The sequence below is a fragment of the Reichenbachiella sp. genome, from assembly GCF_039944555.1.
Classification (GTDB): Bacteria; Bacteroidota; Bacteroidia; order Cytophagales; family Cyclobacteriaceae; genus Reichenbachiella.
On sequence record NZ_JBDUYN010000007.1, the window covers coordinates 569859 to 584768 of the forward strand.

General features: G+C 39.8%; 11 protein-coding genes. 4 read left to right on the forward strand and 7 right to left on the reverse strand.

Annotated features, from left to right (window positions below; translation table 11 throughout):
• Positions 1 to 4: 4 nt before the first annotated feature.
• A complete protein-coding gene (locus ABJD64_RS10980; RefSeq protein WP_348178655.1) occupies positions 5 to 856 on the reverse strand; it encodes a peptidoglycan DD-metalloendopeptidase family protein in 852 nt (283 codons plus the stop codon).
• Between the two features lie 317 nt (positions 857 to 1173).
• On the opposite strand from ABJD64_RS10980, the gene ABJD64_RS10985 reads away from it, so the two are divergent.
• Positions 1174 to 4320: an AsmA-like C-terminal region-containing protein gene (locus ABJD64_RS10985; RefSeq protein WP_348178657.1), complete on the forward strand. Its 3147-nt coding sequence runs from the start codon at positions 1174 to 1176 to the stop codon at positions 4318 to 4320.
• Between the two features lie 83 nt (positions 4321 to 4403).
• A complete protein-coding gene (locus ABJD64_RS10990) occupies positions 4404 to 4703 on the forward strand; it encodes a hypothetical protein (protein WP_348178659.1) in 300 nt (99 codons plus the stop codon).
• Between the two features lie 15 nt (positions 4704 to 4718).
• Here the strand turns inward: ABJD64_RS10990 and ABJD64_RS10995 are convergent, their stop codons facing one another.
• The 3 genes from ABJD64_RS10995 to ABJD64_RS11005 form a co-directional block, all read right to left on the reverse strand.
• Entirely contained in the window at positions 4719 to 5246 is a 528-nt protein-coding gene (locus ABJD64_RS10995; protein WP_348178661.1) for a TlpA disulfide reductase family protein, read from the reverse strand.
• A 128-nt stretch (positions 5247 to 5374) separates the two neighbouring features.
• Positions 5375 to 8413 carry a hypothetical protein gene (locus ABJD64_RS11000; protein WP_348195102.1) on the reverse strand — a complete coding sequence of 1013 codons (3039 nt, stop codon included), beginning with the start codon at positions 8411 to 8413 and terminating at the stop codon, positions 5375 to 5377.
• 297 nt (positions 8414 to 8710) lie between these two features.
• Complete coding sequence (locus ABJD64_RS11005) at positions 8711 to 8971, reverse strand: hypothetical protein (protein ID WP_348178665.1); 261 nt, start codon at positions 8969 to 8971, stop codon at positions 8711 to 8713.
• 254 nt (positions 8972 to 9225) lie between these two features.
• On the opposite strand from ABJD64_RS11005, the gene ABJD64_RS11010 reads away from it, so the two are divergent.
• Positions 9226 to 9801, forward strand: coding sequence for a DUF2911 domain-containing protein (locus tag ABJD64_RS11010; RefSeq protein WP_348178667.1), 576 nt, complete (start codon positions 9226 to 9228; stop codon positions 9799 to 9801).
• A gap of 5 nt (positions 9802 to 9806) precedes the next feature.
• Here the strand turns inward: ABJD64_RS11010 and mtaB are convergent, their stop codons facing one another.
• The gene (mtaB, locus tag ABJD64_RS11015) at positions 9807 to 11114 is read right to left on the reverse strand and encodes a tRNA (N(6)-L-threonylcarbamoyladenosine(37)-C(2))-methylthiotransferase MtaB (protein WP_348178669.1); all 1308 of its coding nucleotides are present in this window, start codon (positions 11112 to 11114) and stop codon (positions 9807 to 9809) included.
• Between the two features lie 247 nt (positions 11115 to 11361).
• On the opposite strand from mtaB, the gene ABJD64_RS11020 reads away from it, so the two are divergent.
• Positions 11362 to 12048, forward strand: a complete 687-nt coding sequence (locus ABJD64_RS11020; RefSeq protein ID WP_348178671.1) for a head GIN domain-containing protein — start codon at positions 11362 to 11364, stop codon at positions 12046 to 12048.
• Positions 12049 to 12103: 55 nt separating this feature from the next.
• Here the strand turns inward: ABJD64_RS11020 and ABJD64_RS11025 are convergent, their stop codons facing one another.
• A complete protein-coding gene (locus ABJD64_RS11025; RefSeq protein WP_348178673.1) occupies positions 12104 to 12475 on the reverse strand; it encodes a hypothetical protein in 372 nt (123 codons plus the stop codon).
• Positions 12475 to 14898 (reverse strand): penicillin acylase family protein, encoded by a 2424-nt coding sequence (locus ABJD64_RS11030; protein WP_348178675.1) that lies wholly within the window; start codon positions 14896 to 14898, stop codon positions 12475 to 12477. The genes ABJD64_RS11025 and ABJD64_RS11030 overlap by 1 nt, the downstream gene beginning before the upstream one ends.
• Between the last annotated feature and the right edge of the window lie 12 nt (positions 14899 to 14910).

Genomic DNA, 14910 nt, shown 5'->3' on the forward strand with positions numbered 1-14910 from the left:
ATAGTCATTCAGCCGTGTACTCCTCTCCTAGCACTAGGCCCCTGTTATCATCTAAAACACCAACGGCATTAGAGTAGTTAAAAGGTATCGTTGATTGACGATCATAGTTAGTCCTGTCCTTAAATAAGGCCACGTGAGTATGAGGGCCTGCCGAACATCCGCTATTACCACTCAACGCGATTTCCTGTCCTTGTTCTACCCTATCACCGACTTCCACCAGCACTCCATCTGTAGTAAAGTGTACATAGGACATGACGGTACCGTCATCGTGTAAAATAAAAACAAAGTTCTCTTTACCACCACTACAGTCTCCACCGATATCCGGATTATCCTCTTTTATGGCAATCACCTCTCCAGCCCTCGACGCGACCACCATTTCGCCAGTATCCATGTCGATGTCATAAGCGAACCAATTGTGATGGCCCCAGGCAGGATTTTCCGAACAATAGACTTGACTGAATTTATAAGTCTTCCCTGATTTGTATGGCAAGACATACGCTGAACTACCAGGATCTCCAAAGTCCTGATCACAAACAATTTCTCCTAGGTTAACCAAAAGGTTATATGATAAATCAACCATATTTTCGCCCTGTGTGACTTGAAGCTTAATTAAAAATGATTTATTCACATGATTCCAGCCAGCTGTACCAGACAAGGTTTGTTTTTCGGAATCGAATGTTAGCCAACTGGGAATTTGAATGGGCTGAATGATCAATTCACTATTTTGTTCGTCTGCCTCTGCTCTGAATTGATGAAAATATTCACGGTTATGATCGATAGATGATGGTGGTTCTCCCAGGAAAGAAATGACCGGGTTGTTCTCAGATTCGCCACAGCTCACTAATAGGATAACCATAAACATTAGAGATGTCTGATTTATTAAAAAGTTAAAGACGTGTGTATTCATACGCTGAGTAATACCTTCAGTTTAGATCTGTAATCTATCATTCGGAAATAAAACATTTCATCGAATTATTCTGACTTTTTTCTGAAACTTATACTTCATTGACATCGAATCAACTTCTTATCCAAATTCCTATAACATTACAGATATTGGAGTTCGAAAGAACATTCTGGCATAGGGTTTGATTTTCTCTCTGAAAAAATTTAATCAAGTCTTGAAATCCAGTTAAATTGAGCACTTGAAAATTCCATTTTCACTTTAAGCTAACCATGAAGATTTTTTTAAAAGTTCTAAAATTAACCACGCTGGTAATCGCAGGTACTTTATTGATATTGATAGTTGCTGGCTGGGCCATGCAAGATCGTATCGCCAAATATGCTTTGGAAGAGTTGAGCAAGACTTTTGACTCTCCTTTAGGGACCAAAAAAATAACATTTTCTTTGGTCAAAGATTTTCCAAAGGCAAGCATCAGATTTGAAGGGCTCTGGATTGGATCGTATCAATGGGGTGAGAATGGTGAAATTCAATCCATTGACACGTTGGCAAAAGTCAACAATCTATTTGCAAGTGTTGAGACCATGGACTTGTTAGACAACATCTTTACGATCAGAAAAGTAGAACTTCAAGATGGATACGTAAAATATGCCATAGACGAAAATGGAGTTTCTAATTATGATTTTTTGATTGGAAGCGATAGTACAGTCTCGGAAGATCCGGGCGAGCCTTTAGAGCTGACTGCAGAAGATATCATGCTCAGCGACCTAACTTTGATCTATAGTGATGCTCAACAAAAGACAAGAGCTAAATTGTTAATCTCACAAATAGAAGGCTCTACCGTTCTCAAAAACCCTAAAACTTTTGCCCATATAACCGGAGATTTGCAACTTTCTAACCTTTACGTAGCAGACACGCAGTTGGACCGTATGCAATCCACTGATTTGACGGTAGATATTACATTCAGAACAGACACACTCAATATTGCCTCCCTTAGCATGCAGACAGATGACTTGTCTCTTGCTTCCCAGGGGAAGTTGATCTTTGGTAATCAAATGTACGTTGATGTTCAAACCGATGTCAAGGCATCGAGTTTGGCGGCCTTATCCAAATACGCACCAGATGACTTACTCAGCTCATATGAAATCAGTCAGGTCTCAGGAGCTATCGAACTAAACGCAGCACTATCGGGTTTGATCGCTGAAGACCAACTACCCCATTATGACGTGGCTGTAAACTTATCTAATGGTAGTTTAAAGTGGCTGGATTATCCATTGGTATACAACATTGGAGTACGCGCCACCGCCACCAATGGCTCTGCAAATAGTAACAAAACCACTTCGGTCAAGATCTCGGGTATAGATGCTGATTTCAGTGGGAATCATATCAACATGAATGGCCATTTTAGCAATCTGGACGAATTGAAATATAATCTGTCCTCTGAAATCGACATTGATTTGGATGCTTCCAGAGCACTCATTCCAGACAGTCTGGCAAAAGAAGTAGGTGGTAAAGTCAACATCCAATTGGCCACAAATGGGATCGCACCAGATTCTATAAATAGTGAGTTCGTAGAAGCTGCACTAAAAAATACACAAGCACAAATCAGTATTGATCAATTGACTTTAGCCAAAGATGATGCCATCCATTTGGATGACCTTTCTGCTCAATTGAACTACATCGATCATAAAATCAGTCTTGAAAATCTAAATGTTTATTTACCTGAATATCAACTTACATTGATTGATAATAAACTTGAATTAGAACTCAATGGAGACCTTTTGGAACCTGAGTCTACTATGCTCAACATTCCATCTTTTCACATCCGTACCAAAGAAGGATCGATTAATGGGTCAGCTTCTATTGATGGCCTGAAGTACGTGGAGTTTTTAATCAAGAGTAATCTCGACCTTGATCTTACGGACCTCAAAAGGTTTGCGACAGACACACAGGTCACAGATATGAAAGGAAAAGTCGTTGCCTCTATTCAGTCGTCTGGCAAGCTCGATCTCGATGAAATAGATTCGCAGATCGAACCTATTCTTTATGATCAAACCAACTTCAACGTCACTCTGAAAAACGTATACCTGGACATGAAAGACACCTTGCTGAATGTTCAGAATTTAAATGGGCGCATACTGAAAAAGAACCATCAAATTGGGTTCAACGATTTTAGCGGAGTTTATCAGGGAATTGATTTTAATATTGAAACTACAATCATAGAAAATGTATTTAACACGGTGGTGCGAAACCAACCCGGTATCTTGAAAGTAGACGGTACTTACCGCTTAGGCGATTTGGACTACGCTGTCCTAGGAGCATTTGCAAGCAGCGATGATACAGGTAATAAAAACGAATCAACCAGTCCTCCTACTGCCTGGAACTATGATATCAAGGGAAGGCTCATTGCGAAAAGCTTCAAGTATGACAATGCCATGGTAAGGGACATAGAAACCTCTTTTGACATTCAAGACACCAATGACCAACTATCAGGTGACCTCACTGTAAGTAGTATTTCTTATGAAAATACGTTGGTAAATGGTCTTTCTTCTAATTACTTAATGAACACTTCAACCAATGAGGTCAAAGGAAAGCTCGCAATAAAAGATATCTATTATGAAGATGCAATTTTGAATAAGATTTCAGCGCTTTACAATGTGCGAGATTCTGTCTACACAATAGATCAATTGAAATTCAACGCATTTGGAGGTAAGATCAATACATCAGCAAAAGTAACACTTCATAAAAATGAAGAGATGGAGATTGAAATGAAGAATGACATAGACCATATCAACATGCGCAGATTGATGCAAGAAATGAAAGATTTCGGCCAGAGTGAACTAACCCATGAAAATTTCAGCGGTGAATTGACATCAGACAACCTGTTTTTGAGAATGACGATGATTGGAGATTCTCTAGTGTATAATGACTTACGTATGACCGGTGATCTGAAATTTGAAAATGGAGGTATTTTCCAATATCCACCAGTTCAAGATATGGCCCAATACCTCAAGAAAATTGATAACCTTGACACCATGAGCTTTAAAACCATCAACACCCATTTCTTCCTATTCAAAGACGCAGTTTATGTACCAAGAACCTACGTGATCACCAGTGCATTTGATGTCGAGGCCATAGGTATGCAAAGTTTTGGCGAAGATTATCAGTACCACATTGGAGTGAACCTATTCCAAATCCTGGGAAAGAAGAAAAAATCGAGTATGGATGAAAACGTCGAAGTTGAAAGAAAGAAAATGGTTCGCCTCAAAGCTACTGGTCACCAAGGGGAATATAAAAGTGGGTTCGATAAAGAAAAAGAGCGAGATGCCATGCTCACGAAAGTAAAAACCAGGGAGAAAATCCTAGAGTTCAGATTCCAACCTCAAAGATTCAATTTTGACACCGGCGCAGAGGAATTATAGCTTTTGTAATTATTTTTTTACCAGATTAGGCAATATAACAATCAATACCACATTAATTTTAATGAAAGATTAAATCAAAAAACATGAAATATAATATCGCATTATACGCCACACTTACTTTTGCTGCATTTTCCCTAGGTTCATGTAGCGATGACGACGAAGCCACCTGTGCAAACGACAAAGATATTTGCACGGTTGAAGTGACTGTTTGTTGTACTTCAGAAACAGAATGTACTTACTTGGTTGGCGACACAGAATATGCCACACTAGAAGAAGCTAATCAAAGTACGGAATGTACAGCCAGTAAAGCTCCAGGTGATCAAAAAGGCAGTGTAGTTGAAGGCTTAAAAGCGCTCACGGTTCAGGCCAAAGCAAATATTTAAAGTATTAAGAGTTGACTATTTAAAAAGGGACTTAAAAAATGAAGTAGATTTTCTATTTCTTTTAAGTTCCTTTTCTAGTTTATCACCCCTTGGATTGACTGCCACTACATTTCCCTCACCGTCAATCAAATAGCTCATAGGCAAGCTTGATATGCCAAAATCCTGGGCAACAGCATTCCCCCAACCTCTTAAATCACTCACGTGGTTTTCCCAGATCAAGCTGTCCTTAACTATCGCCTTTTTCCAAGCTTCCTGTTTTTTATCCAGAGAAACGCCAAATACCGTAAAACCATTTCCGTTTTCAAATTCTTCGTCTTTGTACTTGAGGTACATACGGACAATTTCAGGATTCTCTTTCCTACAGGGTTTGCACCATGAGGCCCAAAAATCAACAAATACCATCTTTCCTCTTAGCGATGACAACTTAAGAACCTCACCATTAAGGTCTTGCATCTCTATTTCTGGTAATGTATCCCCTACCTTAAAACCCTGCTCAGAAGAATTCAAAACCAGGGCAACAAAAAAAGTAAGTATGTATTTCATAGTTGTTCTTTAGCTAAAACTGGGCCAACTCTCTTAGAGACCCAAATGCAGCCATAAATATAATGTTTCCATTAGGAATACGGACTCAAAAATCGAAACAGATCAGATATCGTTTTGGTTAAAATCTGCTATTTCACTTCCAGCTTCTGATACACCTTGAAATGACTAATCTTCAGTTTATCTACTTCAGATTTGAAATTGCCCCACTCTTTTTCAAAGAATGTGTTGGTTTCACCCAGTACTTCTTCAAGTTGCGTCCTCAACTGTTCTGCAACTAGCTCCTGGCTAGTATTGTTTCTACTATAAAGCTGGGAGTAATAACCAGCTGCCGACAATCGGTTGGAAATGAGCTGCCCGTCGTCATTGAACCCCTGGAGGTCCTCCTTCTCATTAATCAATTCGAGCAATTCATTAATTTTCTTTTTCAATTCTTTTACACGTGCTGTTATGCTATCACTTTTTATGTCATGCCTTTTCATATTAGCTTGTATAAGGGTGATAGTTTTTCTCGCATCTTTCAATTGATCTACTGCCGTAGTGGCCAAAACTCGATATTCATTAACCCGATCCAAAGTTCCCGCATTCTTAGCCATCGTTTCTTCTGTAATATTGATTCTTGGATCCTTTTTAATATTTACCACGGTGCTTGCTGAATCACTTCCATATTTGAATTGAACTGTGTACGTGCCCGGAAGTACCCATCTTCCGGATACGTCTTGTATTTCCTTTTTCGGTTTTGCAGTTGAGGGAGACCGATACCCTCTCTTGCACATGTCCCAATTATATCGGTTCATGCCTTGCGTACCTACAGTAAAAGCCTTTCTAACCTCTTCATCCTGAGAATTAAGCACCTTAATCCAAACCGTATCAGACTTTATTGTAGTGTCTTGTTTGGATGTCTTTTTCAGGGAATAGGTGAGTAAAGCACCATTGGCTCTGTCGTCTCCTTTGTATATTGCATCGCCTTGAAATCGAGTTCCAGCTGCTTCCTTTCGGCTAAAAAGATAAGCATCTGCAACTTCATAGGCATGGATATTCTTTTGTAAAAGCGAGACACCTTCTCTGGCTAGGGCCCTCAACGGCCGAATGTCGTCCAACACCCAAATGGATCTACCAAAGGTACCAATCACCAAATCACCAAATTGCTCCTGTATCTTCAGGTCATAGGTCGACACGGTGGGATATCCCTCCTTCCATTTATTCCACGATTGGCCAGCATTAAAACTAACATATAGGCCAAATTCAGTTCCTACAAACATCAAGTTGGGCTCAACAGGATCCTGAGCAAAACTCAAAACATATCCGGAGACATCTTGTTCATTGATCAATCGCTCCCAGGTTTTTCCATAGTCCTTGGTTCGGTATAACCACGGTGTCCAGTCATCCCTGCGATAGTCATTTACTACCAATACTGCTTCGCCAGCATCATATTTCGAAGTTTTGATCTGTGGCATCCAGGCACCAGTTTTCAATCCCTTAATTCTAGTATTCAGTTTTGTCCAATTAGCACCTCCATCACGCGTCAGCTGCACGTTGCCATCGTCTGTAGTTACCCATATTACTTTTTCATCGAGAGGAGAAGGAGAAATGGCCAGGATTGTAGTGTAATTTTCCGCACCAGAGGCGTCCATTGTCAAGCCACCGCTTTTGTTGCTGTTTTGTTTGGTCGTGTCATTGGTCGTAAGATCAGGAGAAATAATCTCCCAATTCTGGCCCTTGTCTAAACTCTTGTGTACGAACTGGCTACCAAAATAGATAACATCAGGGTTAGTTGGACTTTGCGCTATAGCTGCATTCCAATTGAAACGCAGTCTTTTCCCATCAGGATGGACTGGTTTGATATATTGGGATTCACCGGTTTCCAAATCAATATACAAAACATTGCCGCCTTGCCACATGCCAAAGGCATATCTGGAATCAGAACGATCAGGTACTACATCAAATCCATCACCAAAAGCAATTTCATCCCAATAACTATTTCTGATTCCACCATTTCTTAATGAATTGGACGGGCCAATCCAAGAACCATTGTCCTGCATACCACCATAGATATTATAGGGTATTTGATTATCTGCTTCGATATGATAAAATTGGCCCACAGGCAGATTCTCAACGAATCTAAAGGTCTTCGCTCTATCTCGTGAAATTGCCAATCCACCGTCATTACCAATAATTACCAATGATGGGTCAGTAGGATGTATCCAAATGGCGTGGTAGTCGCCATGCACTCTAGTAGGACTCCAACCCAAAAGTGTTGAGAAGGTCTTACCGCCATCTTCGCTCAATCCCACCTCTGAATAAATGTTATAGAGCCTGTTTTCGTTCAGTGGATCTGCAGCTATCTCGGCATAGTAAAATGGTCGGCCACCAATATTTTTGTCCTGTACCTTATTCCATTTCTTACCTCCATCCGTAGATTTGTAAAGTGCATTCTTCTTAGATTCAATCAAGGCATAAACCACCTTTGAGTTACTTTTAGAAATAGCTAGCCCCATTCTGCCCAATTCTCCCTTTGGCAACCCGTCTTCTTCGGTTAGTTTCTTCCAAGTTTCTCCTCCATCGTAGGTTACATGCAATGCAGACCCTTCGCCTCCGGATTTGAAAAACCAGGGCCAGCGCCTGAATTCCCACATGGCCGCAAATAACTTATTTGAATTATTTGGGTCCATGATCAATTCACCTATTCCCGTTTTTGAATTTGTGTACAAAATCTTGGTCCAGGTTTTACCTCCGTCAGTAGATTTATAAACACCGCGATCTGCAGATTCGCCCCAGGCAGAGCCTTGAGCGCCAATATAAACCACATTTGAATTTCTAGGGTCAAGAATAACCCTATGGATATTTCTAGTACCTTCCAAACCCATAAACTGCCAGGTAGCACCCGCGTCCAGACTCTTGTAAACACCGGCGCCGCTTGTTGCGCTGTTTCGAGGATTGCCCTCGCCGGTTCCAACCCAGATGATATCAGGATTGGACTGATCAATGGCCAAAGCACCAATGGACGACACTTTTTCTTTTTCGAATATTGGTTTCCAAGACACCCCTCCTCCCTCAGACTTCCATAGTCCGCCTGAGGCAGTGCCTACATAGATTATGTCTGGATTGTCTTGAACAGCGTCAATTGCTGTAACACGACCACTCATACCGGCGGGTCCGATACTTCTCATTTTCATACCTTTCATGAGTGACATGTCAATGTTCTGTGCAGAACATAGGAAAGATAAAAGCAATAGGCCTAGGCCAGAGATGAATTTGCACATGGTGATGATAGTTTTTTAAACTAAAATAACCATTCCTTCACGAAGGAGCATTTGATTCTGATAAGCGGCTGGATATCAGGATAAACTGACACAAAAAAACCACGCGCTAACGTGGTTATATAGTTGAGGTTATGTACTCATATTTGTGGCACAGCCAGTTGAATCTATAACAATAATATAGATTTCAAAACAAAGTTGATAGGTCTAATCCCTTTTTTTTCTGAATGTAATTGGAATGTATTCATCGGTTGGGAGTCCGATATGTGCAAGATCCCATTTTTTATCATAGCTTGATACCAGGTTCTTTATACATTCTACTCTGTCTTCGGTAGGAAAAGGGCATTCTTCCCAATAGAAAATCTCAACTCTGTAATTGTACTGTTTTTTTATCCCGTTGATTTTTACCTCTACACTAATGTCCTGATCCTCTTCAAGTCTTGGGATTTCAATTCCGATTATACTCATAATTTCAAGTTTTATGTGATATAGTTAATATTTGTTAACAAAAAATATACCTAACAGTTTATACCACTGACTACCTGATAGTTACAAATTAATTACAATATTAGAAATGACCGATTTTGAGACAACTATTGTGCGATTATCAGTCATAATTAATAATTAAAAAAAATGCTTAAACATATTTATGACCAACACGTACACATGACTCAAGAAAATATTAATTTGGCGAGTTGAAAGAAAGGTTATCTAAAATGAATATGAGCAATTGGTGGAAACTCATCGTTATTCTGACTCCTCTTGCATTGAGCGGATGTTATCGGCCTGAATATCCCTCAAAATTTATATCCTCAGATTTGAAAGAATTTGAGTCTTATCAAAAAAAATGTGCCTCAAGGCCCTCTCCTCCTGCTAGAACCATTATTTCTCTTGGGGACACAGACGTGTTTATTACATACAGTCAGCCTGCAGTAAAGCAGCGTACAATTTGGGGTGACCTGGTTCCCTACGATAAGATTTGGAGAACAGGAGCCAATGAGGCTACTGTCCTTTCTGCAACAGGCGATATTTTGGTGAATGGAGATACTCTACTTGCCGGCAATTATGCGCTGTATACTATTCCTACCAAGGACAAATGGACAGTTGTATTAAATACCAAATACGAAGTTTGGGGTGCATATGACTACGACAAGTCTTTGGATGTTCTACGCTTTGAGGTGGAGCCAATTACGGACAATGAATCTATTGAAAGGATGACTTTTGACATTGACGAATCAGGTACTGTTGAATTTGCGTGGGACAAGCTCAAATTTGATTTCCTGGTCATGCCGCTTTAATTGGTTTAGACTCCAATGGCCTCACTCACAAGCATGGAACCATCTTCGCTCACAGCCTCCATCCTTACGGTTTTTGTTTGATTTACCAATTCTTCACTGTATGGAAATTTTACTCTCAAGTAATTCTCGGTAAAACCATACATAAACCCATCTTTCACATCATTTTCTAATAACACCGTACATTCATGGTCTTTTTGAGATTCATAAAATGAACGCTTCTTCTTCTCAGAAAGGATACGCAACATATTAGATCGCTCATTTCTTTCCTTTTTTGACACTACGCCTTCCATCTCAACAGCTTGTGTATTAGCCCGTTCTGAGTAGGTGAAAACATGGAGGTAGGATACATCAAGCTCATTGATAAAGTTGTAGGTATCTAGAAAGTCATCGTGCGTCTCTCCTGGAAATCCTGTAATTACATCAACTCCGATGCATGCATTCGGCATGGTCTCTTTAATTTTAGCCACACGTTCTACATATAGTTCTCTTAGATAGCGTCGATTCATCAATTTCAAAATCTTATTGCTACCCGACTGTAGAGGTATATGAAAATGAGGAACAAACTTTTTACTTTGGGCAACAAACTCAATAATTTGATTGTTAAGCAAATTGGGCTCAATTGATGAAATACGGTATCGATCAATACCTTCCACCTGATCCAATTCTTTGACGAGCTCGAGGAACCGCTCCTTCCTTCTGCCCTGTTGCACCCCAAAATCGCCTATATTCACACCCGTCAGCACCACTTCCTTCACTTCTGTCTGTCCAATTTCACGGGCAGATTTTAGAATGTTTGCTATACTATCACTTCTGCTTTTTCCTCTTGCTAGAGGAATTGTGCAAAAGGCACATCCGTAGTTACAACCATCCTGAACTTTCAGAAATGTTCTTGTACGATCGGCAATTGAATACGCGTTATTGAATTCAGTAGCATTGGAAATTTCAGAAGCGCAAATAATGGTCTCCTTTTGTCTTTCAAAATCCTTAAGATGTTTAAGCAACTTAAATTTCTCTGCAGCACCCAATACCGCATCAACTCCAGGGATTTCAGAAATTTCTTTAGGTTTCAGTTGGGCAAAACAGCCAATAATGACCACGAATGAATCGGGAGATACTTTTTTTGCGCTCTTTACTATTTGACGGCATTTTTTATCAGCATTTTCAGTGACTGAACAGGTGTTGATTACAAAAATATCAGGTTGATCCTCAAAAGCGACTTTCTGGTATCCTTCCTCTTCAAATAGTCTTGAAATGGTAGAAGTCTCAGAAAAGTTGAGCTTACAACCCAATGTGTAAAATGCGACTTTTTTCATGTGTAGAAAATAAAACGCAAAACTACTAAAAAAAGAAAGCCCCACCAGGGGCTTTCCCAAGGTAAACTGTCATCTACCTTTTTCTCAATGAAGCGTCTTTATAGATTAATAAGAAATTTAATAATCTGATCTTATAAAATTAGTTCAGCAATTTCAAACTGTCAAAGGAAGCTGCATATTTTATTGATTTCTTGCAACCATTGACTCAGCCACAAGTCTTTAACTTAGAAATTAAAAATTTAATCTGATGAAAAAAATCATAACCTGTGTTGGAGTGGTACTTGCCAGCATCGTTCTTGCACAAGCCCAAACAAGTGATACGAGAAATCTTAGTGAATTTGACGAGATCCGCGTTTCAGAATCGATCAATGTCCGATTGAAAAAAGGAAATACTAATAAAGCAGTTGTCGAAACCCGTGGTGTAGATGCGGATCGTGTAGAAACTGAAGTAGAGGGGTCCACTCTTTACATTAGAATGAAAAGGGGAAATTACTTTTCTAAAAATGTAGATATAGACCTTACCTATACAAAAGAACTAGAAGCCGTATCTGTAAGCTCATCGGCCTCCATATCTGGCAGTGATGTTATAGCAACGGAAGACTTTGAAATTAAGGCTAGCAGTTCCGGACGCGCTATGCTAACAATTAATGTAAGAAAGTTAGATGTCAGAATATCAAGTAGTGCTGATGTTGAGCTTTCAGGAAAAGCCAAATTTCAGGACTTGGAGATCAGTAGTTCTGGCGATTTATCTGCCTTTGACTTGGACAGTGAAGAAGTTGACGTTAGGGTAAGCAGTTCGGGCAAGGCTGAAGTGACCGTTCATGGAATCCTGGAAGGGCAGGCAAGCAGTAGTGGAAAAGTTTACTACAGGGGTGACCCAGACAAGGTATATGTAAATACCAGCAGCAGTGGAAAGGTAAGAAAAGATGGCTAAAACCAATATTTACACTACTCCTGAGTGAATCCGAAGGAGTAGTGTAAATATTTATTCAGCTGTAAAAACTTTTCTCCTTTTTCTTAATAAACAGCTGTCGGAAACTATTACCAGTAAAAGCCCCCAAAGCTCCTGAAAAACCACCAATAATTGCAGCTATGATAATCAACATGTTTCCATCATCAACCGGAAGCAAGTTCACTATCTTTAAAGACATTATCGACCCTGTCTCAACATCAACCTTCCATGACATTACCATCCAAACCAAGCCGACTCCCATAAAGCCGCTTAAAAAGGCATTGAAGTTGTTTCCGGGTAGAAAGAAAGCAATTGTTGCTGCACATAGTATTGCTGACCACCAAGGAGCAAATAGCGCAATTGCATATGAGAATACAGAAATAAGTATGAGTCTAAATAAAAATATCATCAGTTCTCTGGTTGAAGCGTTTGTGTAAAAATGAGTCTTTCATTTTCCTCGTTGGAGGATTGAAGAAACAAAAGTTGAGTGTAGTTACCTGTCGCCCAATCCTCGATCATATGGCCATAGGTCGGGTTGCCAGGATTACCAGTTTGGCTACCAGGATAAACGCCCCAAGCTTGAACACTATTATCCCCTAGCTCGACCACCATTCGCCAACTTGGGCCATGCCTACCACTTGCAGCATTTACAATACTGTTGTATCCACCGATTTTAACCTTATCAAAGGAGAACGGTTCCAGGCCTAGTAAGTGTTTAATTCTGGTGTTTTTGTACATATACCAGACATAATCCGTTTCATTTTCAATTTTCCATTTTTCAAGATGGTCAAATGCCTTTTTATAGGAAATATTAATTAGGTCTCTTATTGATTCTTGCTGGCTGGTTGACCTGATATCAAAAAATTTGTTGGTTGAATCATTAGTCATCAGGTATATAGTGTTAAAAACGTTTGGCTTGTTGAGCGCCAGGGACTGATTATCAAATTCATCCCAAATTAATTTATACAACTCATCCCACCAGACTTTATAGATTGTGGGAGCTATCCACTCGGGTTCTGCAAAATAATCCCATTGTTTCAGTAAATGGTATGCTTGCTGCATATCAGGGCTAAATTTTGCTGTATCCAGACTGTCTAACATCATAGGCAAACTTTCGGAAGCACGATAATTATAGTTGTCATTTTGCAGCCGTATCATTTCTTTGACGGTGGCCTGATTCAATAGTTTTAGTCGCTCGTTTATTCGTCGATTCCTATAAAATTCATATTTGTAATCATAGACATAATAGGGATAGGTAGAATCTACCGGATGTTGGTTGGCAGAACTTATAAATCCTCGCTCAGGGTTTTTTACAGTAGCGTTATGCTCGTGGGGAATGATCGACTGCCATTCTTGTCGGGAATCTCTTCCATCCAGTAAAAATTTTCCCTGCCCCTCCCATTTGACAGGAAATTTACCTTGCACCGTAATGGCAATGTCTCCGGCAGCGCTTGCAAAGGCAAAATTTTGAGGCGGGCCCGTGTAATATTTGAATGCATCAATAAAGTCATCATAATTCTGAGCTCTGTTTACCTCATAGAGTGTTTTCAACTCCCTCGATCCCTCATGAGCGGTCCATTTCATAGCCATATTGACTCTGTTGTTTTCACCAAAAAGGTTTCTATCATAGGCAACCGGCCCATAGTGGGTGTAGACAATAGTGTCATAATAATTATCTGCATCTCTTACTTCAAAAGTCTCAATGATTTTTTCCGTTTTGAGCCACTTGTCATCATATTGGTATTCTTCGCGCTTCTCATTTCTAAATTGAATGTTGTACCAATCTACGACATCACGCTTGGCATTTGTTAGACCCCAGGCAATTGAATCGTTGAAACCAATAATTACATTAGGAGCTCCAGGTAAAGAGGCCCCCATAGTATTTATGCCAGGTGCATTGAGTTGAATGACATACCAAATCGAAGGAAGATTCAGACTTAAGTCAGGTTCATTTGCCAAAAGCACTTTTCCGTTTGCCGTCCTTTTTCCTGATACAGCAAAGTTGTTAGAGCCATTTCTAGGGTCAGGCTTATCAATGGTCTCTTCGGTAAATATTTGTGGAAATTCTAAATCAGGTTTCTTAATAAACTCCGATTCAAAATTCCAGGTTGTCCCTTTAGGGATTACTGGATCTATGACAGCATAGGTTTCAGGGAATAGCTTGTTAAAATCTTCCAATCCAAAGATTTTGAGCGCGTTAGTATTTTCAAAATCATTTTCTCCGCGCGAGAGCATATCAGCCATGTTTTTCAGTAGCAACATTGCCTTCAAATTGCTCCATTGTTCAGGTGCATAATCAAGTAGCTTATATTCTATTGGATAATCTTTATAGTCCAACTGATCTATCCAATAATTTATTCCGTCTGTATAGGCCTGAATCATATTCAGAACTTCAGGGTCCTTCTCAGCCACTTCGAGAGATCTCTTAGCTCCATAGGTCAATCCCTTTCTTCGTTGTATCCGGTCAAATTTCAACTGGCTTTCCCCTACAATTTCGGCTGTTCGGCCAGCGGCGGCCAATACTTGAAATTCCATTTGCCATAACCGATGAAATGCAGTCACATAACCCTGAGCGAAATATAAATCGTAATCATTTTTAGCAAAAACATGCGGGATTAGCTTTTCATCAAATTTGATGATGACAGGAGCAGTCAATTGTTCAGATTCCAAAACTGAGGGAAGGCTCAGGTCTTCAATTTCACCATTTTGCCAAAAGCCAGTAAAAGGGCTTAGAAAACTACCAAGAGGTGGAATTTTCCCTTGTTTAAAATTGAAATAGAAGAAGAATGTGATCGTGAGTCCAAAAGCAAAAATGAATCTAATGAGTTTCATATGGTATTATAG

What these genes read in the sequence shown, in the direction of transcription:
- ABJD64_RS10980 (WP_348178655.1), bottom strand. Translation starts at nt 856, where the DNA reads ATGGTTATCCTATTAGTGAGCTGTGGCGAATCTGAGAACAACCCGGTC.
- ABJD64_RS10985 (WP_348178657.1), top strand. Translation starts at nt 1,174, where the DNA reads ATGAAGATTTTTTTAAAAGTTCTAAAATTAACCACGCTGGTAATCGCA.
- ABJD64_RS10990 (WP_348178659.1), top strand. Translation starts at nt 4,404, where the DNA reads ATGAAATATAATATCGCATTATACGCCACACTTACTTTTGCTGCATTT.
- ABJD64_RS10995 (WP_348178661.1), bottom strand. Translation starts at nt 5,246, where the DNA reads ATGAAATACATACTTACTTTTTTTGTTGCCCTGGTTTTGAATTCTTCT.
- ABJD64_RS11000 (WP_348195102.1), bottom strand. Translation starts at nt 8,413, where the DNA reads ATGAGAAGTATCGGACCCGCCGGTATGAGTGGTCGTGTTACAGCAATT.
- ABJD64_RS11005 (WP_348178665.1), bottom strand. Translation starts at nt 8,971, where the DNA reads ATGAGTATAATCGGAATTGAAATCCCAAGACTTGAAGAGGATCAGGAC.
- ABJD64_RS11010 (WP_348178667.1), top strand. Translation starts at nt 9,226, where the DNA reads ATGAGCAATTGGTGGAAACTCATCGTTATTCTGACTCCTCTTGCATTG.
- mtaB (WP_348178669.1), bottom strand. Translation starts at nt 11,114, where the DNA reads ATGAAAAAAGTCGCATTTTACACATTGGGTTGTAAGCTCAACTTTTCT.
- ABJD64_RS11020 (WP_348178671.1), top strand. Translation starts at nt 11,362, where the DNA reads ATGAAAAAAATCATAACCTGTGTTGGAGTGGTACTTGCCAGCATCGTT.
- ABJD64_RS11025 (WP_348178673.1), bottom strand. Translation starts at nt 12,475, where the DNA reads ATGATATTTTTATTTAGACTCATACTTATTTCTGTATTCTCATATGCA.
- ABJD64_RS11030 (WP_348178675.1), bottom strand. Translation starts at nt 14,898, where the DNA reads ATGAAACTCATTAGATTCATTTTTGCTTTTGGACTCACGATCACATTC.